Annotated in this window: 21 protein-coding genes; 12 read left to right on the top strand and 9 right to left on the bottom strand. The window is 58.0% G+C overall.

The genetic code is table 11. The features are described from left to right. Positions 1-37: 37 nt before the first annotated feature. The 4 genes from htpG (at position 38) to ASN_RS08585 (ending at position 4,514) form a co-directional block, all read left to right on the top strand. A complete protein-coding gene (gene htpG, locus ASN_RS08600; protein WP_058987911.1) occupies positions 38-1,915 on the top strand; it encodes a molecular chaperone HtpG in 1,878 nt (625 codons plus the stop codon). A 110-nt stretch (positions 1,916-2,025) separates the two neighbouring features. Continuing rightward, complete coding sequence (locus ASN_RS08595) at positions 2,026-2,763, top strand: IclR family transcriptional regulator (protein WP_058987910.1); 738 nt, start codon at positions 2,026-2,028, stop codon at positions 2,761-2,763. Positions 2,764-2,848: 85 nt separating this feature from the next. Continuing rightward, positions 2,849-3,247 (top strand): GlcG/HbpS family heme-binding protein, encoded by a 399-nt coding sequence (locus ASN_RS08590; RefSeq protein WP_058987909.1) that lies wholly within the window; start codon positions 2,849-2,851, stop codon positions 3,245-3,247. Positions 3,248-3,278: 31 nt separating this feature from the next. Next, on the top strand, positions 3,279-4,514 hold the full coding sequence (locus tag ASN_RS08585) for an MFS transporter (protein WP_058987908.1): 1,236 nt from the start codon (positions 3,279-3,281) through the stop codon (positions 4,512-4,514). Positions 4,515-4,875: 361 nt separating this feature from the next. Here the strand turns inward: ASN_RS08585 and mazG are convergent, their stop codons facing one another. After that, positions 4,876-5,835: a nucleoside triphosphate pyrophosphohydrolase gene (gene mazG / locus ASN_RS08580; RefSeq protein ID WP_058987907.1), complete on the bottom strand. Its 960-nt coding sequence runs from the start codon at positions 5,833-5,835 to the stop codon at positions 4,876-4,878. A 270-nt stretch (positions 5,836-6,105) separates the two neighbouring features. Here mazG and argC point away from each other — a divergent pair, with 270 nt between their 5' ends. Next, on the top strand, positions 6,106-7,017 hold the full coding sequence (argC, locus tag ASN_RS08575) for an N-acetyl-gamma-glutamyl-phosphate reductase (protein WP_058987906.1): 912 nt from the start codon (positions 6,106-6,108) through the stop codon (positions 7,015-7,017). A 42-nt stretch (positions 7,018-7,059) separates the two neighbouring features. Next, complete coding sequence (locus ASN_RS08570; RefSeq protein WP_006560102.1) at positions 7,060-7,791, top strand: SDR family NAD(P)-dependent oxidoreductase; 732 nt, start codon at positions 7,060-7,062, stop codon at positions 7,789-7,791. A gap of 199 nt (positions 7,792-7,990) precedes the next feature. On the opposite strand, the gene acuI is transcribed toward ASN_RS08570, so the two are convergent. Next, entirely contained in the window at positions 7,991-8,974 is a 984-nt protein-coding gene (acuI, locus tag ASN_RS08565) for an acrylyl-CoA reductase (NADPH) (RefSeq protein WP_039905708.1), read from the bottom strand. Between the two features lie 391 nt (positions 8,975-9,365). Between acuI and ASN_RS08555 the strand changes: the two genes are divergently transcribed. The 5 genes from ASN_RS08555 to fdhD all read left to right on the top strand — a co-directional run bounded on the left by ASN_RS08555 (position 9,366) and on the right by fdhD (position 14,405). Further along, positions 9,366-10,685: a hemolysin family protein gene (locus ASN_RS08555; RefSeq protein WP_039905704.1), complete on the top strand. Its 1,320-nt coding sequence runs from the start codon at positions 9,366-9,368 to the stop codon at positions 10,683-10,685. 116 nt (positions 10,686-10,801) lie between these two features. Further along, positions 10,802-12,238, top strand: coding sequence for a histidine-type phosphatase (locus ASN_RS08550; protein WP_197603348.1), 1,437 nt, complete (start codon positions 10,802-10,804; stop codon positions 12,236-12,238). A gap of 154 nt (positions 12,239-12,392) precedes the next feature. Continuing rightward, a complete protein-coding gene (locus ASN_RS08545; RefSeq protein ID WP_006560162.1) occupies positions 12,393-12,818 on the top strand; it encodes a glycine zipper family protein in 426 nt (141 codons plus the stop codon). Between the two features lie 182 nt (positions 12,819-13,000). Next, positions 13,001-13,621, top strand: coding sequence for a molybdenum cofactor guanylyltransferase MobA (gene mobA, locus ASN_RS08540; protein ID WP_058987903.1), 621 nt, complete (start codon positions 13,001-13,003; stop codon positions 13,619-13,621). Next, positions 13,614-14,405: a formate dehydrogenase accessory sulfurtransferase FdhD gene (gene fdhD / locus ASN_RS08535; protein ID WP_231948453.1), complete on the top strand. Its 792-nt coding sequence runs from the start codon at positions 13,614-13,616 to the stop codon at positions 14,403-14,405. The genes mobA and fdhD overlap by 8 nt, the downstream gene beginning before the upstream one ends. A 40-nt stretch (positions 14,406-14,445) precedes the next feature. On the opposite strand, the gene ASN_RS08530 is transcribed toward fdhD, so the two are convergent. From ASN_RS08530 to phoB, 4 genes are all read right to left on the bottom strand, one after another. Beyond that, the gene (locus ASN_RS08530) at positions 14,446-16,176 is read right to left on the bottom strand and encodes an OprO/OprP family phosphate-selective porin (RefSeq protein ID WP_058987902.1); all 1,731 of its coding nucleotides are present in this window, start codon (positions 16,174-16,176) and stop codon (positions 14,446-14,448) included. Between the two features lie 177 nt (positions 16,177-16,353). Then, the gene (gene pstS / locus ASN_RS08525; protein ID WP_006557886.1) at positions 16,354-17,367 is read right to left on the bottom strand and encodes a phosphate ABC transporter substrate-binding protein PstS; all 1,014 of its coding nucleotides are present in this window, start codon (positions 17,365-17,367) and stop codon (positions 16,354-16,356) included. Positions 17,368-17,476: 109 nt separating this feature from the next. Further along, positions 17,477-18,760 (bottom strand): sensor histidine kinase, encoded by a 1,284-nt coding sequence (locus tag ASN_RS08520; protein WP_058987901.1) that lies wholly within the window; start codon positions 18,758-18,760, stop codon positions 17,477-17,479. A gap of 31 nt (positions 18,761-18,791) precedes the next feature. Continuing rightward, the gene (phoB, locus tag ASN_RS08515) at positions 18,792-19,484 is read right to left on the bottom strand and encodes a phosphate regulon transcriptional regulator PhoB (RefSeq protein WP_006557884.1); all 693 of its coding nucleotides are present in this window, start codon (positions 19,482-19,484) and stop codon (positions 18,792-18,794) included. 210 nt (positions 19,485-19,694) lie between these two features. On the opposite strand from phoB, the gene ASN_RS08510 reads away from it, so the two are divergent. After that, on the top strand, positions 19,695-19,970 hold the full coding sequence (locus ASN_RS08510) for a hypothetical protein (protein ID WP_006557883.1): 276 nt from the start codon (positions 19,695-19,697) through the stop codon (positions 19,968-19,970). Between the two features lie 111 nt (positions 19,971-20,081). Here the strand turns inward: ASN_RS08510 and ASN_RS08505 are convergent, their stop codons facing one another. The 3 genes from ASN_RS08505 to ASN_RS08495 form a co-directional block, all read right to left on the bottom strand. Next, the gene (locus ASN_RS08505) at positions 20,082-21,371 is read right to left on the bottom strand and encodes an adenylosuccinate synthase (protein ID WP_006557882.1); all 1,290 of its coding nucleotides are present in this window, start codon (positions 21,369-21,371) and stop codon (positions 20,082-20,084) included. A gap of 75 nt (positions 21,372-21,446) precedes the next feature. Next, positions 21,447-22,685 carry an ATP phosphoribosyltransferase regulatory subunit gene (locus ASN_RS08500; protein WP_058987900.1) on the bottom strand — a complete coding sequence of 413 codons (1,239 nt, stop codon included), beginning with the start codon at positions 22,683-22,685 and terminating at the stop codon, positions 21,447-21,449. A 27-nt stretch (positions 22,686-22,712) separates the two neighbouring features. After that, on the bottom strand, positions 22,713-24,194 hold the full coding sequence (locus ASN_RS08495; RefSeq protein ID WP_058987899.1) for an ATP-binding protein: 1,482 nt from the start codon (positions 24,192-24,194) through the stop codon (positions 22,713-22,715). Positions 24,195-24,201 lie beyond the last annotated feature (7 nt).

The following is a 24,201-nucleotide window of genomic DNA, read 5'->3' as shown; positions in this document are numbered from 1 at the left end:
CGCAACAGACGACGCAAATTTGCGAGGACCACGACTGATGACAGATACAGCCAAGGCTGCAACCGGCAGCGAAACACGGGAATTCAGCGCCGAAGTCGGGCGGCTTCTCGATCTGGTTGTTCATTCCCTGTATTCCGAGCGGGAAATCTTCCTGCGTGAACTGGTGGCCAACGCGGCTGACGCCACGGACCGCCGACGTTTTGAAGCCCTGACCGACGGCGCACGCGCCCTGCCGGAAGATGCCAAGATCCGTATCAACCCGGATAAGGACGCCCGCCTTCTGACCATCAGCGATGATGGCACCGGCATGACCCGGGAAGAGCTTGTTTCCAACCTTGGCACCATTGCGCGCTCTGGCACCCGCGCATTTGGCAAACAGCTTCAGGACGCAAAACCGGAAGATCGGCCCAACCTGATTGGCCAGTTTGGCGTGGGCTTCTACGCTGCGTTCATGGTGGCGGACAAGGTCGATGTGGTCTCCCGCCGGACGGGATCTGATGAAGCCTGGCGCTGGACATCAGACGGCAAGGGGTCCTACACGCTTGAACCTGCCACGCGCGAAAAAGCGGGCACCGACATTACCCTGCACATCAAGACCGATGCGGACGAGTTTCTGGATAGCTGGCGCTTGCAGGCCATTATCCGCAAATGGTCTGACCATATTGCATGGCCGGTTTCCATTGTTCGCGACGGCAAGGAAGAAGCCGCCAATGAAGGCACTGCCCTGTGGCGCAAGCCCAAAAATGAAGTAACGGAAGAACAACTGAACGAGTTCTACCGCCATATCACCCACAATTTTGATACACCGTGGGACACGCTGCACTGGCGCGCGGAAGGCACGCTTGAATTTTCAGCCCTGCTGTTTATTCCCGGCAGCCGTCCCTTTGAATTTGCCGAGCAGACGCGCGAGAGCCGCGTAAAGCTACATGTGCGCCGGATGTTCATTACAGATGAAGCCGATATCCTGCCCCCATGGCTGCGCTTTGTGCAGGGTGTGGTGGATACGGAAGACCTGCCCTTGAATGTATCGCGTGAAATGCTACAGGCCACCCCTGTTCTGGCGCGCATTCGCAAGGCTGTGACCAGCAAGGTGATGGGCGAACTGAAAACCCGCGCCAAGGATGCTGAAGCCTACGCCACCTTCTGGGAAAACTTTGGCCCTGTGCTGAAGGAAGGCATGTGGGACGATGCCGCACACCGTACAGAAGTTGCAGGCATCAGCCGGTTCCGCTCCAGCGCGGTGGAGGGGCTTACCTCTCTTGATGATTATATCAGCCGCATGAAGCCAGAACAGGACGCCATTTATTACCTGACTGGCGATAACGCGGAAACATTGGCAGCTTCTCCGCAGATTGAAGGCTTCAAGGCGCGTGGCGTGGAAGTTCTGCTGCTGTCTGACCCGGTTGATTCCTTCTGGCCGGACCGTTTGTCCAGCTATGAAGGCAAAGCACTGCGTAACGTGGCGCAGGGCCAGAATGATCTGGAAAAATTCGGCGCACCTGAAGAAACAAGCGCCGAAAAAGCCGATATGGACACCCTTTTGCCTGCACTGAAAACAGCACTGGGCGATGCGGTATCAGACGTGCGCGCCACAGATCGGCTGGTCAACAGCGCCATGGTGCTGACTGCGCCAGAAGGCGGCCCGGACCTGCAACTGCAAAAACTGATGCAGCGGAGCGGCCAATCTCTTCCGGCCGTAACACCGGTGCTGGAACTGAACCCGGCCCACCCGGTTGTTCATAATCTGGCGGAGAAGGTGAAAGCGGGTGAGCCCATAACGGATCTGGCCCACATCCTGTTGGATGTCGCCAGTATTCAGAGCGGAGAACCCCCCAAGGATGTCAATGCGTTCTCCCGCAGGCTGATGGATTATCTGGCAGGCTCCGCTCCCGCAAAGGATGCTGAACCCGCCTGATCTTCAGACCGTTTTTCTCACGTTCAAGAAGCGTCCGGGTAATGCCCGGGCGCTTTTTTTATGGTGTAAGGAGAACAGATACCCCTTTCCCTGCCAGGAGACCTGCTGCAATGGGCGCGCCGCCAAAGCTCATCCAGTCCATTGAGCGTTCCGCTGCCATTCTGGAAATTATTGCACAGGAAGGCGGGGGCGCACGCCTGCAACAGATTGCCGCCATTGCAGGAATAGGAAAAACCACAGCCCATAACATTCTGCAACCGCTGGCCCACCTGGGCTATGTGCAGCGACGGCCCGGTGATGTGCGCTATCATCTGGGAGGCCGCATTCTGAATCTGGCCCGCATTGCCGGAGATGACAACACTCTGCGCCGCCGCCTGCGCCCCGTTCTGGAAACCATTGCCCACAAGAGCAATGCTACGGTGTGGCTTGCCGTGCCCAGCGGAGATGAAGCCACCTATCTTGATATTCTGCCCGCACCCGGCCACCCTGATCCTGTTTCTTCAGGTGTTCAGCAGCGGGAAAAACTGGAAGGGTCCGCAGTAGGGCTGATTTTTCTGGCCTTTGTTCCGGGTCTGGGCAAACGCGTTCTCACAACCCGCACGCCGCAAACGAATGACGATATTCTTGCAAGAATTGAGACCGTACGCACCAGAGGGTACGCGCTGGACCTTGGGGGGTACCGCCCCGGCACGCATGGGGTTGCCATTCCCTGGCGGGAGAAAGGAGAGGTCCGGGCCAGTATCTGCCTTACCGGCACAGAAGACCACCTGCCCCGCGCGCGGCTGGTCCGGTTGGCCTGGATGATGATGAAAGAAGTGGAAACCGTGCCGTTCAGCAATGTTGAATAAAGAAAGATTTGATGACGTTATGTATTCCCACTCTCACCATCATAGCTAATCTGCGCCTTTTTCTTAGAGAACAAAGATCAGCCCCATGAAACTTTCCTGCGCCACTGCCATGCTGAATACCGCACTCGCCGAGGCGCAGCGGATGGGCGTGCAGGTTTGTGTCTCGATTGTAGATGCAGCCGCCTGGCCTGTCGCTTTTGCCCGGATGGAGGGTACACCACTTGGCTCCATTGATGTGTGCAACAAAAAAGCCCGTACGGCCGTGCTGTTTCACATGGACAGTGCAGATTTTGGCCGCATTGCTCACCCGGATGGCCATGCCTACTCTTTGGAAAACACCAATGGCGGCCTGACCAGTTTTGGCGGTGGTCTTGTTTTGAAAACAGCCGATGGTGCTGTTGTGGGCGCAATTGGTGTTTCTGGTGCCAGCACGGAAGATGATATTGCCATAGCGCGCAAGGCAGCCAGCGCCCTGACCACCTGACGACAGCCCTTTTTTAATCCGAGACCCGTTTATGACAACAGAAACCGTGCTGCCTGAAAACAGTGTTCCCCTGGTCGTGCCCCCGCGGGGCAGAACGGCTGCCCTCCTTACCCTTACCTTTGGCACCTTTGTTGTCGGCACTGGCGAATTCGCCATTATGGGCATGTTGCCTGAATTTGCCGCTTCACTTGGTCTTTCTGATGCCGATGCAGGCCATGCCATTACTGCCTATGCGCTGGGGGTTGTGATTGGTGCGCCACTCATCACCATTCTGGGGGCGCGTCTGTCCCGGCGGGAACTGCTGCTCAGCCTGCTGCTGCTGTTCTGCTTTGGCAATTTCCTCAGCATCGCCATGCCCTCGCCGGGGCTGGTGGAAGTCGCCCGCTTTATAACCGGGCTGCCCCATGGTGCCCTGTTTGGTATTTCGGCGCTGGTCGCTGCCTCCATGGTGGAACGCTCCCGCCGAGGCTGGGCGGTTGGGCGCGTGCTGTCTGGCATTGCCATCTCCACCTTGGTGGGCGCGCCTTTTTCCACATTCGCCGCAGACCATTTTGGCTGGCGCATTGCCTATCTGATTATCGGGCTGTTCGGCTTCCTGACCTTTCTGGGCGTCTGGCGCTATATCCCGGCAGACCGACCCAACCGCTCCAACTCGCCATTGCGGGAAGTCACCGCCATTGGCAATACACAGGTGCTGCTCACTCTGCTGACTGCGGCCGTGGGGTTTGGTGGTATGTTCGCCATCTACACCTATCTGACCAGTGTTTTGCAGAACGTCACGCTGGTGCCGGAGTGGGAGATCATGGTGTTCATGGTTGTCTGGGGGCTTGGCATGCTGGCGGGAGCCAATGCTGGCGCATGGCTGGTTGACCGCAATCTGGATCTGGCGGCCATTCTGGCCCTTTCTGGCAGCGCTCTGGCCATGCTGGTGTTTCCCGTTGTTCTGCACAGCACGGCAGGCCTGATGCTGGACGTGTTTCTGGTGCCCACCTTTGTCAACGGTCTGGGCCCGGCCCTGCAAACCCGCCTGATGGATTTTGCCGGAGACGCCCAGACTCTTGCCGCCTCCCTTAACCATTCTGCCTTCAACATCGCCAACGCACTGGGGGCGTCACTGGGCAGTGTGCTTCTGGCCAACCACTACGGATATGGTGCTCTTGGCGTAGGGGGAGCGCTCCTCTCCGTCGGTGGGCTGCTGGTTTACCTTCTTGCCATAGTGCTGCTGAAAAAGAGTGGACTGACGGAAATACGCGGCCCCATCACCTGAGCAGGCTGAAAGAAGAGACACCCTGCCTTTGGTTATGGAAGGGTGCTTTTACAGGTTCACTTGATCGAGATAAAAACCGTGCTGCCCATTATCCCAAAGCGCCCCGCCTCTTATACGGACGCTTTGGAAGCCTGTTTCCAGTCGGAAATTTTCTAAACCGCACCCGGCAACCTAGAGGGTTCTAAAAACCCTCTTTTTCCGCCTGTGTGAAAATCGTAACCCATTGATATTGCAGCCATTAGAAAAATCAAAAATAAGGGTTTTAGAACCCTCCACCTGAATAATTACAGATCACTTTCTACATCATGCGCGGAGCGTATCGTCCGCTGATGACGGCGATGGAGAGCCGGGCACAAACCCTTCATTTTTCTGTTCGCTTGACTTCGTTCCAGATGGCATCAAGTTTTTCCACCGTCTGATCCTGCATGGACAGGCCTTTTTCCGCCAAGCACGCTTCTACACCTTCAAAACGACGGGTGAATTTGTCACATGCCCGCCGCAGGCATGCTTCCGGGTCCAGATCCAGCCTGCGGGCCAGACTTGCCAGAGAGAACAGCACGTCTCCCAGTTCGTCCTGCATGCGGTCTTTGTCACCCGCTGCCATTTCCACGGCAAATTCGTCCATTTCTTCATGAACCTTGGCCACCACTCCCTCGACCTCAGGCCAGTCAAACCCCACCCGTGCAGCACGAGACGCAATTTTGGAAGCACGGATCAAAGCAGGCAACTGCGGCGGCACACCAGCCAACGCACCGGGCCGTTTGCCCGGAGCAGCGCCAGCCCTGCGTTCCTGTTCCTTCAGCTTCTCCCACTGGCCCGGCACTGCGGCTGAAGCCTTGCCGCGCACCTGTGACTGACCTGCCTGCGGGCTTGCATCATCCTGTGCGGCATCATTCTCTTGTTGTGCGCAGTCTCCCAATATATCAGGGCCAAACGTGACATGCGGGTGCCGGCGGATCATTTTCTCTGTTACCATCCGTGCAACGGTCGCCAGATCAAACTGCCCTGCTTCCTGTGCCAACTGAGCCTGATACACCACCTGCAACAGCAGATCTCCCAACTCATCGGGAAAGGCCTGCCAATCCTTGCGAGTGATGGCGTCAAGCACCTCATAGGCTTCTTCAATGGCGTAAGGCGCTATGGTTTCATGCGTCTGCTCCTGATCCCACGGGCAACCTTCCTTTGGGTCACGCAGGCGCGCCATCAACGCAGCAAGACGCGTGATCTCCCGCGCGACGTTGTTCCCGGTTTCATCCGTCATGGTTGAAGAGCAGACGCTATCAGCCCCTGCCACGGAGCCTTCATGATGCTGTGAATCCATATGTATCTGCCCTCGCTCCAGACTTTTTCAACACTGCGGCCATTGGGGAGCAGAAACACGGTGCCGCCCTCCGCCTGTTTCTCCCCTAATGGGTCTTTGCCCCATACCGGCCTTTGCAGAACAGGTGTGCAGGAAACGGTTTTGGAAACTGCCCCCTTTTACCTGCCGACTATTCCCCCGTATATGCGGTAGAAGACACACGCAACAACCGCAACCAGCGGAACAGCCCCAACCGGCACAGAGTCCCCCGCTCTGCAAAGGAGAAAAGGTATGACACAGCACCCCGTTGTTTTTATTGATGGCGAAGCTGGCACCACAGGCCTTGGCATTCGGGAGCGCCTGTCTGCCCTGCCTGTTACGCTACATTCCATTGACCACGCCCGCCGCAAGGACCCCGCGGCCCGCAAGGAGGCCATGGCCGCGGCAGATGTGGTTGTGCTGTGCCTGCCAGACGCGGCCTCCCGCGAGGCCGTGGAAATGGCGGACACGCTAGGAGAGAACGCCCCCCGCATTCTGGACGCCAGCACGGCTTTCCGCACGGCACCGGGCTGGGTGTATGGCTTTCCCGAACTTTCCGCAGCACAGGCTGCTGCCATTACGGGCGCACCACGGGTTTCCAACCCCGGCTGCTACCCAACGGGAGCCATTGCGCTGCTTCGCCCCCTGATTGACGCCGGTATTCTGGATGCCCGCTACCCTGTGTGCATCAATGCCGTCAGTGGTTATTCGGGGGGTGGCCGCACCATGATTGAAGCGCATGAACGCGATGGTGGTCCGGCTTTTGAATTGTACGGGCTGGGCCTTGAGCACAAACATGTGCCCGAAATTCACCTGCACGCCGGGCTGGAACGGCGGCCGGTTTTTGTTCCCTCCGTTGGCCACTTTCCACGCGGCATGATTGTATCCATCCCGCTGCATCTGGATGATCTTAACGGAGGTGTGACTGGCGAAGACCTGCACACGGCCCTTGCAACCCGTTATGCGGGGCAGGCGAACGTGCACGTGCTGCCGCATGACGCAACCCTTTCAGCCGAAGCGCTGGCCGGAAGTGACAAAATGGAACTGCGCGTGCATGCCAGCACCCATAACAGGCAGGCCGTGTTGACGGCCCGGCTGGATAATCTGGGCAAGGGGGCCTCTGGCGCGGCCCTGCAGAATATTGCCCTGATGCTGGGGCTTTAAAAAGATCCTTCCTAGCATTTTCAGACATTTAAGGAGACTGACATGACAAACCCTGTCGCTATTGTAACAGGTGGTAGCCGCGGTATTGGCGCGGCCATTGTAGAACAGCTTGCAAAAGACGGTTTTGATATTGTGCTGTCGTACGCCCGCAACGCTCAGGCTGCGGAAGAAACCGCCGATAAGGTGCGTGCCCTTGGCCGCAAGGCGCTGGCAGTCAAGGCAGATGGTAGCTCGGTTGCTGGCAACAAGGCCGTTATTGCTGAAACGGTGAAGGAATTTGGCCGTTTGGACACACTGGTGTGCAACGCGGGCATCTACCCCTACGGCCCCATTGATGAAATGAGTGTGGAACAGATAGAACAGGTGCTGAACCTGAACGTGCGTGGCGTTATGGTGGAAACGGCCGAAGCCGTGAAACACATGAAAAAAGGTGGCCGCCTGATCTTTATCGGGTCCGCTTTTGGCGCACGCGCACCCTTCCCCGGAATTTCGCTTTACGCGGCCACCAAGGCAGCCCTGCGTGGCTTTACGCAAGGTGTTGCGCGTGATCTTGGGCCAAAGGGCATTACCGTAAACGTGGTGGAACCCGGCCCCATTGACACAGACCTTAACCCGGCCACCGGAGAAGGGGCAAAGGTGATCAGCAGCTTTGTCGCCACTGGCGCTTACGGCACTGTGGACGATATCGCCAACATGGTCTCTTTCCTTGCCAGCCCGAAGGCCGGTTACATCACGGGGGCAGCCCTGCCTGTGGACGGTGGTCTGGAAGCCTGAGGCAAACCGCCTCTCCGTCACTCTGTCCTGCCTAAAGAAAAGGCAGAGCGGCGGAGAAGCTTTGAACATGGTGAGCAAGGCTTTCAGCCCCTCCACCATTGGGTCTGCAGCTGGATCACCCTGCATCTTTACCCAAGATGCAGGGTTTTTCTTTTGTCAGCCGGTTATACTCGAAGCATCCCGGCTTTCGGCAATACTCTCAGGGGGTTTTTACAACCACCCGCCCCCTGACTTTACCAGCCAGCAATCGCTCGGCCGTGGACACAACCTCTGAGAACGGAATTTCAGAGGTCATCTCCTCCAGTAGGTCCTGATCCACAAGCTCAGCCAGGGCGCTCCAGGCCGCACGGCGTTCCGCATTGGGGCAATTTACGCTTTCAATCCCCACCAGCGTGACACCGCGCAGAATGAAAGGCGCAACCGTTGCGGGAAAATCCATGCCTGCGGCAAGTCCGCACGCCGTAACAACACCATAAGGCAACATGGACGCACAGACCGCCGCCAGAATGGCACCCCCTGCCACATCCACCGCCCCGGCCCAGCGCGCTTTTTCAAGAGGGCGCGTCATGCCCCCAAAAAACTGACGGGGAATGACGTCTTTTGCTCCCAGCTTTTCCAGATAAGGCTTTTCTTCCATGCGGCCCGTTACGGCTGTAACCGCATACCCCAGCTTTGCCAGCAACATGACCGCCACGCTGCCCACACCACCGGAAGCCCCTGTGACCACGACTTCTCCACTGCGCGGTGTCACACCCTGCTTTTGCAAAGCCTGTACGCACAACATGGCCGTGTAACCAGCCGTTCCCAGCGCCATGGCCTGCCGGGGGGTAAATGCTTCCGGCAAGGGAACAAGCCATTCACCCGGCACCCGAGCACGGCCTGCCAGACCACCCCAATGCTTTTCTCCCACCCCGTACCCGTTCAGCAGCACTTTCTGCCCAACAGAAAAAGCGGGATTGCTGGAGGCTTCAACCGTGCCTGCAAAATCAATGCCGGGGACCATGGGGTAAGACCGAATAATCGGCCCCTTGCCAGTAAGGGCCAGCGCATCCTTGTAGTTGAGGGTGGACCACTCCACCCGCACCGTCACCTCTCCGTCGGGCAACTGGTCTTCTGAGAGAGAACGCAGGACGACTGACGGAGTGCCTTCCGCATTCTTCTCCACGACATACGCATCGAACATGCTGTTTTTCTTTCCTGGGGTCTGACGGCTCATCTGATCTGCATCTGAGGCCATTGGCTCCTCATGAGCAAAACACGTCCTGTTTACGGACACGCTACCGGCCGCAACGCGAAACAGACGGAGGGGATGCTGCCCAGCCCTGAAGACGCGCGATTAGCTGCCACCTGGCCGAATATGAAGCCTGCGGCTTCCCCCGTGCTCACCACAGAAAGGCCGGAGGTGTTATCCGTTTCCGCACATGCCACAAGAAAATGGTCTTAAAAGAAGAGAAAGAAAAAGATCAGCCGGTAAACCGCCCGCCTCTCAAGGGAAAAGAAACTAGGCGGCACGCGCTACACAAGTTATAGCTTACGGGATATTTTCATTTTTCTCTCGTTTGCAGAGTTTTCTCTTGATCCTGTTCCTGCTGGGCATTCTGGCCCTTGTCCTGCTGATTGCGGTCAGCATCCTGATTTCTCTGTCCGAGATTTCCTTCGCGGCAGCGCGGGAAGTCAGGCTTCGCTCCCGTGCGGAGGCTGGAGACAAGCGTGCGCAGGCCTTTCTGGCCCTGCGTCGCAACAGCGGGCAGGTGATGACCGTTCTTCAGATCTGCCTGAACGGGGTTGGTATTCTGGGCGGTATTGTCAGTTCGGAAATGCTGGCGCCCCCCAGTGCGGCCCTGTTGATGCAATGGGGCCTTTCCTCCGGGCTGGCGCAAAATCTGGGGTCAGCTTTCAGCTTCGTGTTGGTGACAGGTGTGTTTGTCCTGTTTGCTGACCTACTCCCCAAACGGGTGGCCATGAATGCGCCGGACAAGGTCGCGCTGGCCATTGGGTGGTTCCCCAAATTCGCACTGCGGGCGCTTTACCCTTTTGTCTGGATTTTCTCCAAGGTGTCCGATGCTGTTCTGCGGGCCCTGAAAATCCCTGCGGCCTCAGCCGTGGAACCGGTTACCCCGGAAGATCTACGCGCCATTCTGGCCGCAGGCACGGCCTCTGGCGTGTTGCTGGAGCAGGAACACCAGATGATCCAGAACGTGCTGGGCCTGCAGGACCGTTCCGTTACTTCCGCCATGACCCCGCGTGATGAGATTGTGTATCTGGACGTGCAGGACACAGCCCAGAGCAACCATGAAAAAGTACGGGCCAAACCATATTCCCGCTACCCGCTGTGCAATGGCGGGTTGGATACGGTTATTGGCTCCATTCGCTCTGAAGACGTACTGGCCTCCGTGGTGGACCCTTCCATTACGCCCGCTGCCGGAGAGATTGCGTTACCCAACCCCATTTTCCGCATGCGGCGCGATGTCCTGTCCGTGCCGGAAACCCTCAATTTATGGGATACGCTGGCTCAGTTTGATACGCATGGTGTGGGGTTCGCCCTGATTGTAAATGAATATGGGCTTGTTGTGGGGCTGATCACCTTCAAGGATATCATGGGGGCGCTGATGGATGGTCTGGCCAACCCCTTTGAGGAACAGGCCATTGTGCGCCGGGATGAAAATTCCTGGCTGATTGACGGCGCGGCCCCCATTGGCGATGTGATGCGCGAACTGCATTTGGCCGAACTGCCTGACAGTGCACAGTTTGATACCATCAGCGGCTTTGTCATGCATCGGCTGCGCCGCATGGCCCGCAAGACAGACCGGGTTGATGAAAGCGGCTTCCGGTTTGAAGTGGTGGACGTGGAAGGCTTCCGCATCAACCAGCTCCTGGTGACCCGCCTTTCCTGACAGAACGCTGACCTGATTTCAGCAATAGCACGGGGGCTGTCGCCTGCCCTTATTTGCAGGTGATCCTTCAGCCCGCATACACTGGCACCTTTCTTCTTCTGCTGCTGTCTGGTGCCATGCCTGTTCTGTCATTTGCCTATCTGCGCTTTCTCTCCGGGCAGAGGCATATCTTCCCGACTGTTTTGCCCGGTCTCCTTCTTTGCCTGCCGCTTTTACTCCCGCTCAAAGCTCAGGCTCAGGCTCAGGCTCAGGCTCAGGCTCAGGCTCAGGCTCAGGCTCAGCAAAATACTGAACAGGGTGCCGTGCTCAAACGGGTTATTCTGGTAACCCGTCACGGTATCCGTAGCCCGACCCAAACGCCCGAATCCCTTGAAGCCAAGACAGGGGTTATATGGTCTGCATGGCCTGTCCCTCCCGGTGAACTGACCGAACATGGCCGCACGGATGTAGCGCGTCTGGGTGCATTTCTTCACCGCTATTATCAGGCTTTTCTCCCTCAGAACGCTCGCCCCTGCGCAACACCTTCCTCTCTCTTTGTCTGGGCAGACGCGGCAGATAACCGCACACGGGAAACCGGAAATGTGCTCTCAAAAACCCTGAGTGCCGGGTGCCTGAAGACGGCAGCCTCTCTCCCTGCCGGGCAGAAAGATCCCCTCTTCAACGCTCTCGCCAGCGGCCATGAAACCCTTGATGAACACAGTGTTCTGAGCACTCTCACTCAGACACTACCGCACGGTGAGGCTGCACCGGAGGACGTGAGGCAGGCGACATCTTCCCTCCAGACGCTCTTCGCGCCACAGGGATGTATCCAATCCAAAGGCGTCTGTTTTTCCGCCCCGGCCAAATTGTCATGGAAAAAAGGAGCGCCGCATGTAACCGGCGGGCTGGCGCTCGCCTCAACCGTTTCCGAAAACCTGCTTCTGGAATATTGTGAGGGCCTTGCTTCCACCGTTCAGACGTCTGCCGTCACAGGAGAGCATGTCTCCTCCGCCTCCCCCACCCTAGGTAGCCACGCGCTCCCGCATCAGGCTGCTCTGTTGGCCACGGTCGTTCCCGCACATACCTACCTGAGCCATCTGACCCGACGCCTCCCAGCCATCGCCATACCGCGCGGCAGATATCTGGCGGACGCCATCGGCAGTTTACTGACAGACCCAATCACCCGCCTGCCAGACAGAAGCACCATACCCGCCTCCAGCCGCATGGTTGTTTTTGTCGGACATGATACAACGCTGGATATGCTGGCCACGCTGTTCGGGCTGGACTGGACCTTCACTGATCAGCCAGACCCAACCGCGCCGGACACAACGCTGGGATTTGAGCTCTGGCAGGATGGTACGGGCGCGCCATTTGTCCGATTTGTGGTGTTTCATCAAAGCCTTGAGCAACTTCGCAACGCAAGCCCGGTTGAAGACCGCACGGACGGCGGAAACCCTGTCATTCTGCGCAGTTCTCTCTGCCCGAAAGGGAAAAAGGATGAGAAATGCAGGCCATTAGTCCTCATGCACTCCCTGCGGTCAGAAGAGGGCCGGATGCTTCAGAAATCTCCCTGATTCCCCGCTGTTTTCAGAACAATCTGGTTGGCATGATGAACTTCAGGGACTGCCGCGCGTTTGAAGTCTGTTGTTTGAAAATGGTCGGGGTGCCTTAAAAAAGCTAAACTAATCTGATACTTCGCTACCAACTGACAATAAGAGTTTAAGACCTATGAAACTTGGACATGCCGCCTTTTTCCTGGTTCCTGCGCTGCTGCTGGCAGCCTGCGCGGAAACTCCCATGGGCCCCACCGCCCTGGTACTGCCAGGCCCGGGCAAGGACTACGCAACGTTCTCGCAGGAACAGAATTTCTGCCGTTCTCAGGCTGCCAGCAGCGTTAGCGGGCAAGCTGAACGCCAGAATCATCGCGCCATTTATGGCGGTCTGGCCGCTACGGCGCTGGGTGCCGGGCTTGGTGCAGCCGCAGGTGGTGGTGTGGGCGCTGGTATTGGTGCCGGTGCGGGCGCGCTGGCTGGAACGGCTGGCGGCGGTGCTTATTCCAACTCCCGCCAAGGCAGTATCCAGCAGCAGTATGATAACGCATACGTTGCCTGCATGATTGCTTACAAAAACGTCCTTCCGGCCCGAAACTACTAAAACCCTCTCTCGAAAGCCACGTTCTGCGGCTACCGTATGAACGAGACTTTTCTAGCTGAAAGCCCCGCATGGTCGGGGCTTTTTGCTGTTGGTGCTGCTCAGGCCCCCGCTACCATCAGCCAACGCAGGAAGCGGGCGCAAAAGATCTTGCCCTATCCTGCGGCGTACAGGACTCTTGGCGTATGATATCTTTCCCTTCACACCCCCGCGTTGCCGCCATCATTCTTGCTGGTGGCAGGGGCCTGCGTATGGGTGGGCGCGATAAGCCACTTCTTGCCCTGAACGAAGAACCTCTCCTCACGCATCTCATCCGCAGCTTGATACCGCAATGCACGGCTCTGGCCCTGAGCGCCAATGGAGATCCCTCCCGTTTTGCACCCTGGGGCATACCGGTTCTGCCAGACACCATGCACGACTGCGGTCCCCTTGCGGGTGTATTGGCCGGGCTGCAATGGGCGCGAACCCAGAACTGTGACACCTTGCTGACCGTGCCGGGAGACACTCCGTTTATTCCCCCAACACTGGCAAGCGCCCTGCTGCCAGCCCCTGCTGTTGCTGTCTCGGGCGGAAGAGAACACCCGCTGGTGGCAACATGGCCCACCGCGTGCCTGGAGCAGTTACAGGACTGGCTGGCACAGCCGCCTTCCCCCCACAGGCTACGCGTGCGTTTTTTTGCAAAAACTCTTGGCGTGCGAGAAGTCCCTTTTGCAGACCAGACACCTGATCCGTTCTTCAACATCAATACACCTGAAGACTACGCCGCAGCATGCCGCATGATTGAAAAAGGACTGATCAATGAGTGACCCACTCGTGATCTCATGGCCAGCCGAGAAACTGACTGACACAGACCATACGTCTACCCACCTGAGTCTGGCGGATGAGACCCCGGTGGGGTTTGTTTTCAACAGCGTGCCATATGCTGTGATGATGGCGACAAAAGAGCATCTTGAAGATTATGCTTTTGGTTTTTCCATAACAGAACGGCTGGTCTCTACACCTGCGTCCATCCGCTCCGTACGTGTGGAGGAGGCCGAAGATGGCGTGACGCTGCATCTTTCCATAGCGGGAGAGGATTTCAGACGCCTTCTCCAATCACGCCGTGCCATGACCGGCCGTACAGGATGTGGCATCTGCGGCAGTGATGATCTGAAAAGCCTACATACGCAACTTCCAAAAGTGCCGGCGGCCCCTCCTGTTTCCCTCAAAGCCATACAGAAAAGTCTGACGGAACTTGCCAGCCATCAGGCTTTGAACGCACAGGTCCATATGGTGCACGGCGCGGCATGGTGCGATGACACAGGCACTGTAAAGTTGATACGGGAAGATATTGGCCGTCATAACGCACTGGATAAACTGATAGGCGCAGGCTTACGGCAGAAGGCTGATTTTTCCAACGGGTTTTGCGTTATTACCAGCCGTTGCTCTTATGAAATGGCACAAAAAGCCATTATGGCGGGCTTTACAACGCTGGTCGCTATTTCCGCCCCCACCGTACGAGCCCTAAATCTGGCAAAAGAGGCCGGCCTGACCATTGTTGGTCTGGCGCGGCCTCCTGCACAGTTCTTATTTACCGGCACAGTAGGATGATACAGAACATCTGCATCATCCTTTTTAAAGCCGGAGGATTTTAGAAACCGGCCTGAACACGGGCGGCAACAGAGTTGCCCGTGCGCCCATAAATGTTGGTTGCCTGCTCGCTGCGAGACACGATGAAGTGGCTGAAATCAAGCATCAGACGGAAGTGACGGTTGGGATACCAGTTCAGGCCGCCCGTCCATACTGTCTGCTGGCCTCCACGGATCACGTTCTTGGCGTTTGCATCGCCCAGGTTGCTGTTCAGGTCGATCACGCTGTAATGACCCACAACTTCAAGCGCGCCCCAGTGGTTAAGAGCGGGATTGAATTCCTCGTTGTCTTTCACACCCGGAGCGGTGAACGCGCCGCTCTTTTCGCTATACATACGCGGTGTGCCGAAAATTGTGTAAGCTGCTGAACCATACCAGCCCTGGAACCCGGCAGATTTCAGGCCAGCACCTTCGCGCTGAACACCGACATGATAGTATTCGCCCTTTACGAGCAGACGGTTCCAACGCACCCCGAGTTCCGGACCTGCTGCCCAGACCTGCTTGGCGTTGCTGATAGCACCCGTTGCCGCAAGATTGGCTTCCCCGATATCAAATTCAGGACGCTGCCCAAAAGACGTGGAGCGGGAGCAGGAAGTCGCCGAACCGGAGTTAGATGACGCTGCGTTACACGCCAGACGGAAGGCGGAAATACCGGATGCACCAACGTGAACATCCCAATCTTTCGTGGCAACCGGACGACCGGCAACACGCAATGTGGCCCCTGTCTGGCTATCCATGGTGGTGCCGCTGCCGCCACCATAATAGGTGGAGCTGCTGTCAGACGCGTTGCGGTGGCCCCATTCCTGTCCGGTAAAGTAGCCTGCAATCCACCAACGTTTTTCGTAATGCAGAGCACCCACGCTGAAGCGTGCGTCACCCGCCGCAATGTTACGAACCATGTCGGTAATGCTGGGACGTTCAAGGGTGAAGAAGTCGTTGGAGCTTTCAGAATCTTCTTCAGTAACGCGGGGCTGGAAGTAACCAACCGTCAGAATGGTATTCCGCAAGCCGGTGTAGTTCAGGTTTCCTTCATACAGGCCGACATACCCATCATTATGGTTGGCCCCGAAATCTGGCGTAACCGCAGCAACAAAGTTTTTATAGCGGAAGGTAAACGGAATACGCAGGCGCCGCATGTTGCTTGTAAAGCTGTTGAAGGCACCGCGGCCTTCTCCACGACGCGGGCCAGCATTAAAGAACCCACCAAAATCTTCATGGAACGCTAGGCCAATGGACAATGCATAAGCTGCGTCTTCAGAAGCGATGGTAAAGCGGCCTTTGGGGAAGCCGATGATCATGCCACCAACATGCACATCTTCATCACTTGCCGTAGCTGCCTTGAAGGACTTCCAGGACATGATATCCCCACGGTCACTTGTGGGGGTGCCTGAATTGGCAAGGTGAATACGGTTTGCGCCGGGAGCAGGCTCAGCAAACTGCACGCTTGGGTCAACCGGCCCAGACGTGATCACGCGGCGGGTGGCCCGGCTATTCTCAGCGGCAGTGGTGGCAGTGCCTGCACGCCCTGCATGATGAGCCGTTGCTTCACTACGTGCCAGGCGAACTTTCAGGGTAGAAATCTGCCCCATCATTTCCTTGCGCATTTGCGCCATTTCCAGACGGAGCGCACGGATCTGCGCGTCATCCGAAGGAGCCGCAAAAGCGGAGGATGCTGCGCTGCTCAATAAAAAAGAGGCAAACGCAAAGGAAGAAACAACAGCTTTACAACGCATCAGGCCATTCCCTGAGAGAAGACGATGAGCGCTGAATACGTCGTATTCTGTTTCTTGTGCGTGATGGTTTCGTGATGGTTTCTTTACAGTTTTATGAAAAAGGGCCGCCTGATATTCAGACGGCCCTCACTTATTAAAATAACTTTTATTTATTACGATAATCTAAAAAATAAGTGCTTATTTCCAGGAAGACAGAATGGCGCTTTTCACTGCCTGCGGCAGAGCCACGTAGTCAAGTTTGGCAGCAATGGCATCACCCTTTTCAAAGCTCCAGGTAAAGAAGCTGCGCACGGCCTTGCCGCGGGCTGCATCTTTGGGCGGAACCGGGGTCAGCACATAGGTGGCGGACACGATGGGCCATGCGCCATGGCCTGCGGTATCCAGCAGATCAACAGCGAAGTGAGAGGCATTTTTCCAGTCAGCAGATTCAGCGGCATGCGCAAAGCTGGTCTGGTTGGCTTCAACATCTTCGCCCGCATGGTTGCGCAGCTTGATGGTGGTCAGGTGGTTGCGGCTGGCATAGGCATATTCAACATAGCCAATAGCGCCTTCCGTGTTCTGCACGGTAGCGGCAACGCCATCATTCCCACGGGCACCCAGACCACCGGGCCAGGAGATGGACGTGCCAGCACCCAGATTGTTTTTCCAGGAGTCAGAAGACCGGGCCAGGTAGGATGTGAACACAAACGTGGTGCCAGAACCATCAGCACGGTGGATCGGCGCAATGGCCAGATCAGGCAGTTTTACACCCGGGTTCAGGGCTGCAATCTTGGCATCATTCCATTCCGTGATGTCACCTGCATAAATACCAGCCAGCACTTCACCGCTCAGGCGCAGCGCGTTGGCCTTCATGCCCGGAATGTTCACAACAGGCACAATGCCACCCATAACGGTGGGGAACTGGAACAGATGTGCAGACTCAATTTTCTGCGCATCCATCGGGGCATCAGACGCACCGAAATCCACCGTTCCTGCCAGAACCTGATTCTGCCCGGCGCTGGAGCCAACGCTCTGGTAATTGACAGCAACACCCACAGCCGTTTTGGCGGCTTCACCCCAGGCTTCATAGATCGGGGCGGCAAAGCTGGAGCCTGCTCCCGTTACGCTTTCGGCCTTGGAGACGCCAGGCAGCGCAGCAGCAAGGCTGGTTGCCGCGAGCAGAATGGCAAGTGGCCGGAATGAAAGATGCATTTCGGTATGATCCCTGAACATCATCAAAAAAACACAGCGAAGCTGCGTCTGCCCTCTCCCTTAATGGGTCTGCCCCTTAAAAGGTAATGACGTCTTTAAGACAGTTTTATTACGTTTTTATGACAGCCGTCGCGTCACCCAAGGGCAGCCAGATTTTGCAGGTTGTGCCCTCTCCCACAGTGCTGTCCACCACAAACCGGCCGCCATGGCGGGTGATGATATGCTGCACAATGGCAAGCCCCAGCCCGCTTCCCTGCACGATGGCGGATGTTTTGGGCACCCGATAGAACCGTTCCGTTAAACGTGGCAGATGCCGCGCGGCAATACCCGGCCCATTATCCGCCACCTGCAGAACAACGCCCGGCCCCGTTGGCCAGCCGCCACCCGATGGCACCTCCGCACAGCTTACGGTTATTTTCAGCGCGCTCTCCCGTCGGTCCTTGCCATGGCAGGCGCCGTATTTCAGAGCATTTTCAACAAGGTTGATCAGCACCTGCAACATCTGGTCTTCATCGCCCGCCACACACAGGTGCGGATTATCCGGGGGCACAACAACCAGTTCTGCTGCATTCTTCTGCCGAAACAGGATGCTCGTCTCGCTCTGGAGTCTGCTGCACAGTTCCACCAGCCGTATCTGTCCGCGCGGGCGCTGATGTTCCAGCATCTGCACACGGGAGAGGTACAGCAGACCATCAAGCAGCCGCTGCATGCGACGACCCTGCGCGGCCATGATACCCAGAAACTCCTTTTGGGCTTCCGGATCATCCGCTGCCGGGCCTTGCAGGGTTTCAATAAAACCCATCAGGGCTGCGAGCGGGGTTCGGAGTTCATGACTGGCAAAGGCGACGAAATCCGCATGCTGGCGTTCCGTGATCTCGGCCTCGGTCACATCATAAAGAACAACAAAGGTCAGCAGAACGGTGCGGCGTTCCTCATTCCTTTCCTCTTCAGACGCAAAAATGTTCTTGGGAAATGCTTTTTTCTGGAAAAACCCTCGCACGATGCGATGCATGGGCACATCGAGAACAATGCGGGCTTCTTCTATTTCTTCTCCCCGGGTGGGACTGCGCGTCGCCAGCCGGTCCAGCGCCCCCTGAAACGCCGGATGCCGTTCAATACTGCCTACGCTTTCTCCAAATTGTCGGTATGCCTGGGGGGAAGCATAAAGCTGGCGTCTGTCCTGATCGAGCACCAGACTGGCCGCCGGGAGAGAAGACACCACCTGCTCCACAGCCATAAGCAGTCGCGCTCTGGCGGGAAGAAAGGGCGGAGGTTCCGGCAGTTTTTCTGGAACAGGGTCCTGACCACGCCGTAAAGCCAGCGCCGTCAGTCCGCTTGCCAGCAGCCCCCCCGCCAACGCACCACCAGCCGCAAAAAGCAGGGCGTGCATCATGAGTCAGGCCAGTTCGGGCAATCGGACAAAATCAGTCCTGCGGCAGATCAAGCGCGTAACCGCGCGCCCGCACTGTTCTGATCAGGTCTTTTTCATCCCCTTCATTCAGCGTCTGGCGCAGACGACGAATGTGTACATCCACAGTACGTAGTTCAACGTAGGAACTGCGCTCCCATGCGTGCTCCAACAGTTCCTCGCGGGAGAAAACCTGCCCAGGATGGCTCATCAGAAATTCGAGCAGCCGGTATTCGGTTGGGCCAAGCGCCAGCAGACGACCATTGCGTTCAACCTTGTGCGCTACCCGATCAAGCACCAGCGTTTCAAACTGCAAGGTTTTGCTGGGGGGGGGCACACGCCGCAAAATGGCCTTTACACGCGCAAACAGCGTTTCCATGCCAAAGGGCTTGACCAGATAATCATCCGCGCCGGTATCCAGCCCGCGCACGCTATCAGTCTCCTGCCCACGGGCACTGAGCATGATCACGGGCAGCGTACGGGTTTTGGGCTGCTCCCTCAAACGGCGGCACACTTCAATGCCGGAAACCCCAGGCAGCATCCAGTCCAGCAGGACAAGATCAGGCATACGGCGCGCAATCTGCTCCAGCGCGTCCTGCCCATCTGCTGCCAGCCGGACCTCGTAATCCTGTTTTTCAAGATTGTAACAGATAAGCCGGGAGAGTGCCGGATCATCTTCAACCACAAGAATGTTCGTTTTCTGCGTCATGACCTACCCATAACGATTCGGACGGAGAATAGGCTGTGGCCGGACAAAAAAACAACTGCATGGCGGAAATCCGCCACCGCTGCCGCCCTTGCGAAAAACACCCTGCTGATGTGCAAAATCTTTATATACATCACCAGACTTCCTGGATTATGGGACCGGAAAGGAGCTGGACCGGCAATCGTGCCGGATGCACCTCCAGGATACGCTCGCATGAGTATTTTTCGCACTTCTCTGCCGCATAGCGGCAAAGCGTCCCGCCCCTCCGTGACAGTTTTATTAAAAACCTTCGGGAAGCAGTTTTCCCAGGCTTTCTCTGCACGCGGCATGCTGCAACTGGGTATGCTGGAAGGCATTGTTGCCACGCTGGATGAAAATGCCCGCAAAGAGCGACTGCATGCCCTTTACCCCACATCCCGCGTGTTTGGCGGGTTTGCGGAAGGTCCGGCTGCCACGGCCATGCAGCAGAACCCTGCCCAGCCGCGCTGATACAAAAAGCCCGGCTCTGCCACTTCCGCGCCAGAACCGGGCCTTCACTATACCTTGACCCAAACGTGCTTCCCTTAGCCTTAGCTGGCCAGGGGAAGCTGTCTGTATGCCTCAGTCTTCAAACGGGTCACGCATCAGAATTGTATCATCCCGGTCAGGACTAGTGGACAACAGGGTGACCGGTGCACCTACCAGTTCTTCAATCCGACGCACATATTTGATGGCCTGCGCAGGCAGTTCTGCCCAGCTCCGTGCTCCGTGGGTTGTATCTTTCCAGCCTTCAACCGTTTCAAACACTGGTTTGATACGGGCCTGAGCCGCCGGAGAGGACGGAAAGCGATCAATGGTCTTGCCGTCCAGTTCATACCCAACGCAGATACGGATTTCATCAAACCCGTCCAGCACATCCAGCTTGGTCAGAGCCAGACCGTTCACGCCGCCAACACGCACGGCATGACGCACCAGAACAGCATCAAACCAGCCGCAGCGACGCGGGCGGCCCGTAACAGTGCCGAATTCATGCCCACGCTCACCAATCTTGCGGCCCACATCATCATGCAGTTCAGACGGGAACGGACCTTCCCCCACGCGGGTGCAGTACGCCTTGGCAATACCCAGTACAAAACCGGCAGCACTTGGGCCCATACCTGAACCCGTACCTGCGTTGGAGGCAACCGTGTTGGAGCTGGTGACAAACGGATAGGTGCCGTGGTCCACATCCAACATGACAGCCTGAGCGCCTTCAAACAGGATACGGCTGCCTGTGCGGCGGGCTTCATCGAGAATGTCCCATGTGGGGGCGGCAAACGGCAGCACCTTGGGGGCGATATCCGTCAGGAAGGCCAGCAGGTCTTCCTTCTTGAAGGTTGGTGCGCCAAGCCCCGCCAGAAGGGTGTTATGGTGCAACAGCAGTTCGTCCAACTTCCAGTCCAGCGTTTCCGGCTCGGCCAGATCACACAGACGGATGGCGCGGCGGGCCACTTTGTCTTCATAGGCGGGGCCAATGCCACGGCCGGTAGTGCCAATCTTGCGATCGCCGCGTGCTGCTTCACGCGCACGGTCAAGCGCACCATGCACGGGCAGAATCAGCGGTACGTTTTCCGCAATTTTCAGGGTATCGGGGGTCACAACCAGCCCCTGTTCCTGAATGCGGCCAATTTCTGCCAGCAGAGCCTGCGGGTCCACCACCACGCCGTTGCCGATCACGCCAATCTTGCCGCTGACAACGCCGGAAGGCAGCAGGGAAAGCTTGTAAACCTGATTGCCCACCACCAGCGTATGGCCCGCATTGTGGCCGCCCTGAAAGCGCACAACAATGTCTGCCCGGCTGGCCAGCCAGTCAACAATCTTACCTTTGCCTTCATCGCCCCACTGGGCGCCAATTACGGTGACGTTGGACATAAACAGTCTGCTCCTGGAAAATCTGCCTGATTACGCCCCGCATGGGGCAGAGAGGCCGCCTGAGGCTGGCGGCCGTTACTCAAGCTCCGTGCACGTGGCACCTGAAAGAATATGGCTGCACCCAAGGCGTCTGGCCTCGACCCGATCATACTCCGGCCCGTGGGCTTCTGCCTGTGTGGAAGCGGCTCCCTTTGCCCCGACGGCAGAGACGCCTCCAAGGGCCGCAAGCGTGGCATAGCCCTGCTTACGCAGGCTGGCCGCAACCTGACGGTCCGCCCCTGGGGCCAGATAGACACGCGGACGCGCTGCAGCGGGCGGAATCATGCGGAACAGCACGTCTGGCCGGAACGTAAGGCCACAGGCGGGTTCGTTATCATTGCACAGGTAGCGTCCGCCCCGGCCCAGTTCTTCAGACCGAGCAACGGCAAACACCGTAACGCATACGCCGGTGTGGTACTTCCAGCCCCGAAACTCAACCGGATCAACTGTCAGGCGCAGGGTGGGGTTCAGCGCCCGAACCGCTTCCACCGTATCAGCGAGACGCTGGATAATAGCGCGGGAGCGCGGCGGCAGATTGATGCGCGCCAGCAGGCTGACAGCTTGTTCCGCCGGGCCAGCCGCACGCAGCAGGGTAATCAGCGTTTCAGCCAGAGTTCCCCCAAGTTCCGCCACGGCGGCGGCATCCTTGCGGTCCAGCGCACGCATCAACGCAGGGCGCACGGCCGCAGGAACCTTTGCCTCTTCAAGCAAGGCAGGCACAAAAGGAGGCATGGTCAGGTCAAACGAGACACCCGGCACACCCAGTTGCGCCAGCGCTTCTGCCGCAACGGAAACGACTTCCGCATCGGCCTGAGGCGTATCCGGCCCGATCAGCTCGATCCCTGCCTGCATGATTTGGCGGCCGCTTTCTTCCGCCGCTGCAGGCAGAACCACCACGCAGGAACCGGAATAGGACAGACGCAGCGGGCGCGGGGCGCCACCAAGGCGAGTCGCAGCCATACGGGCAATCTGGGGTGTGATATCGGGCCGCAGCACCATCATGCGGCGCGTATCCGGGTCCATCACCCGGAAGCTCTGGTCAGCCAGAGAGGCCCCAGAGCCCGCCAGCAGAGTTTCTTCAAACTCCATAAGCGGCGGCCGCACCCGGTTATATCCGTGTGAGGCAAATACGCCCATAAGCGCGTCCACACCTTCTGCCTCGGTCCGGGCATCAGGCGTGAGCAGATCTACAAAGCCGGCCGGCAGCAAGGCCGGGCTGAAAGGCGGGTCATCCGTCATGCTCCGGGCTATAGCACCGCAGGCCGCGCCCGTCATGCCCGCAAGGCGGCACTTTTTTGCGTATTACGCCTGCGGCGCGCCGGGCAGGGTTTCCCAACCCGGACCAATGACCGTAATCACCCGGCGGCCCATGCCATCCGCCTGCAAGACAATCACGTTGCGGTCTTCCAGCCATTCCAGCAAACGGCGCGCTCTGCCTTGCGAGACAGTGCCATACACCCGGGCAATTTCCGCATCTGAGGGGCACGGCTGCCGATCAATGGCCGCGCGGGCCAGAAACAGAAACACGGATTGCAGATCTTCCGGCAGAGCATTGGCCAGCGCTTCTGCCTGCTGCCATTCCGGCGTGACGGACAGATCTTCTGTCACACCGCTCCGCGCCGTGGCCAAAGCGCGATTGAAGCCTTTCAAGTCCAGCGCATTGCGGCCCAGCCCGGCAATACGGCACCGCACCAGAAAATCCTGATACAGCACGGCAGCGGAGCGAAATGCTGTTTCATCATCCGCCAGCATGTCCCGCACAATGGCGGCCATGCGGGACTCGCGTTCGCCCTGATCTTCCGGCGTTTCTTCCTGCTCCTGCTCCACCTGTGCGGCTGCCGCCTGCGCCTCGCCATGGGCGGCAAGCTGGGAAAGCAGATCAGGCGGTGGGGTGGCAGGCGCTTTTCTGGGGCGCACAAATGCTTCCGCCGCAGGCAAAGGGGCCAGAATCAGATCATGCAGCGGCTCGGAAGGGGGCTGAAAGGGTGTAAGTACCGGCCCGGCGGAGCGGCTTTCTGTTTCAACCGAGCCTATACGCACGGGTGTTGGCCTACGGCACATTGCCGGACCCAGCGCCACAAACGTGCCGCGGGGCAGATCACGGAAGGCTTCCGCCTGCCGCCGCTCCATGCCCAGAAGGTCTGAGGCACGGGCCATATCAATATCCAGAAAGGTGCGGCCCATCAGAAAGTTAGACGCCTCGGCCGCCACGTTCTTGGCCAGTTTGGCCAGACGTTGGGTGGCGATAACGCCTGCCAGCCCACGCTTACGGCCACGGCACATCAGGTTGGTCATGGCCCCCAGCGAAGACCGCCGCGCCTCGTCCGAAACCTCAGCCGCCGCTGCGGGAGCAAAAAGCTGGGCTTCGTCCACCACCACCAGAACAGGGTACCAATAGTCACGCGGGGTTTCGAACATGCCCCCCAGAAACGCGGCGGCCCATTTCATCTGCTGGTCGGCATCCAGCCCTTCCAGATTCAGCACGACAGAGGCGCGATGCACGCGCATCCGCTCACCCGCCGCATGCAGCGCCATTTCAGAACATTCGGCCCCATCAATCACCAGATGGCCGAATTTGTCGGCCAGACTGACAAAATCGCCTTCCGGATCAATAATGGCCTGCTGCACCAACCGCGCAGACTGCTCCAGCAAACGCCGCAGCAGGTGCGACTTTCCTGAACCGGAATTGCCCTGCACCAGCAGGCGCGTGGCCAGAAGCTCGGCAAGGTCCATCTGTGCGGGACCGCCGCCCGGCACTTCCCCCATTGTGATCATGTTGGTCATGGGGCAT

This window comes from Acetobacter senegalensis, from assembly GCF_001499615.1.
GTDB lineage: Bacteria > Pseudomonadota > Alphaproteobacteria > Acetobacterales > Acetobacteraceae > Acetobacter > Acetobacter senegalensis.
This window is presented reverse-complemented; position numbering and strand designations above follow the sequence as displayed.

Bases quoted from the DNA above. Each gene is read 5' to 3' on its own strand.
- htpG (WP_058987911.1), top strand. From the start codon at position 38: ATGACAGATACAGCCAAGGCTGCAACCGGCAGCGAAACACGGGAATTC.
- ASN_RS08595 (WP_058987910.1), top strand. From the start codon at position 2,026: ATGGGCGCGCCGCCAAAGCTCATCCAGTCCATTGAGCGTTCCGCTGCC.
- ASN_RS08590 (WP_058987909.1), top strand. From the start codon at position 2,849: ATGAAACTTTCCTGCGCCACTGCCATGCTGAATACCGCACTCGCCGAG.
- ASN_RS08585 (WP_058987908.1), top strand. From the start codon at position 3,279: ATGACAACAGAAACCGTGCTGCCTGAAAACAGTGTTCCCCTGGTCGTG.
- mazG (WP_058987907.1), bottom strand. From the start codon at position 5,835: ATGGATTCACAGCATCATGAAGGCTCCGTGGCAGGGGCTGATAGCGTC.
- argC (WP_058987906.1), top strand. From the start codon at position 6,106: ATGACACAGCACCCCGTTGTTTTTATTGATGGCGAAGCTGGCACCACA.
- ASN_RS08570 (WP_006560102.1), top strand. From the start codon at position 7,060: ATGACAAACCCTGTCGCTATTGTAACAGGTGGTAGCCGCGGTATTGGC.
- acuI (WP_039905708.1), bottom strand. From the start codon at position 8,974: ATGTTCGATGCGTATGTCGTGGAGAAGAATGCGGAAGGCACTCCGTCA.
- ASN_RS08550 (WP_197603348.1), top strand. From the start codon at position 10,802: ATGCCTGTTCTGTCATTTGCCTATCTGCGCTTTCTCTCCGGGCAGAGG.
- ASN_RS08545 (WP_006560162.1), top strand. From the start codon at position 12,393: ATGAAACTTGGACATGCCGCCTTTTTCCTGGTTCCTGCGCTGCTGCTG.
- mobA (WP_058987903.1), top strand. From the start codon at position 13,001: ATGATATCTTTCCCTTCACACCCCCGCGTTGCCGCCATCATTCTTGCT.
- fdhD (WP_231948453.1), top strand. From the start codon at position 13,614: ATGAGTGACCCACTCGTGATCTCATGGCCAGCCGAGAAACTGACTGAC.
- ASN_RS08530 (WP_058987902.1), bottom strand. From the start codon at position 16,176: ATGCGTTGTAAAGCTGTTGTTTCTTCCTTTGCGTTTGCCTCTTTTTTA.
- pstS (WP_006557886.1), bottom strand. From the start codon at position 17,367: ATGCATCTTTCATTCCGGCCACTTGCCATTCTGCTCGCGGCAACCAGC.
- ASN_RS08520 (WP_058987901.1), bottom strand. From the start codon at position 18,760: ATGATGCACGCCCTGCTTTTTGCGGCTGGTGGTGCGTTGGCGGGGGGG.
- phoB (WP_006557884.1), bottom strand. From the start codon at position 19,484: ATGACGCAGAAAACGAACATTCTTGTGGTTGAAGATGATCCGGCACTC.
- ASN_RS08510 (WP_006557883.1), top strand. From the start codon at position 19,695: ATGAGTATTTTTCGCACTTCTCTGCCGCATAGCGGCAAAGCGTCCCGC.
- ASN_RS08505 (WP_006557882.1), bottom strand. From the start codon at position 21,371: ATGTCCAACGTCACCGTAATTGGCGCCCAGTGGGGCGATGAAGGCAAA.
- ASN_RS08500 (WP_058987900.1), bottom strand. From the start codon at position 22,685: ATGACGGGCGCGGCCTGCGGTGCTATAGCCCGGAGCATGACGGATGAC.
- ASN_RS08495 (WP_058987899.1), bottom strand. From the start codon at position 24,194: ATGACCAACATGATCACAATGGGGGAAGTGCCGGGCGGCGGTCCCGCA.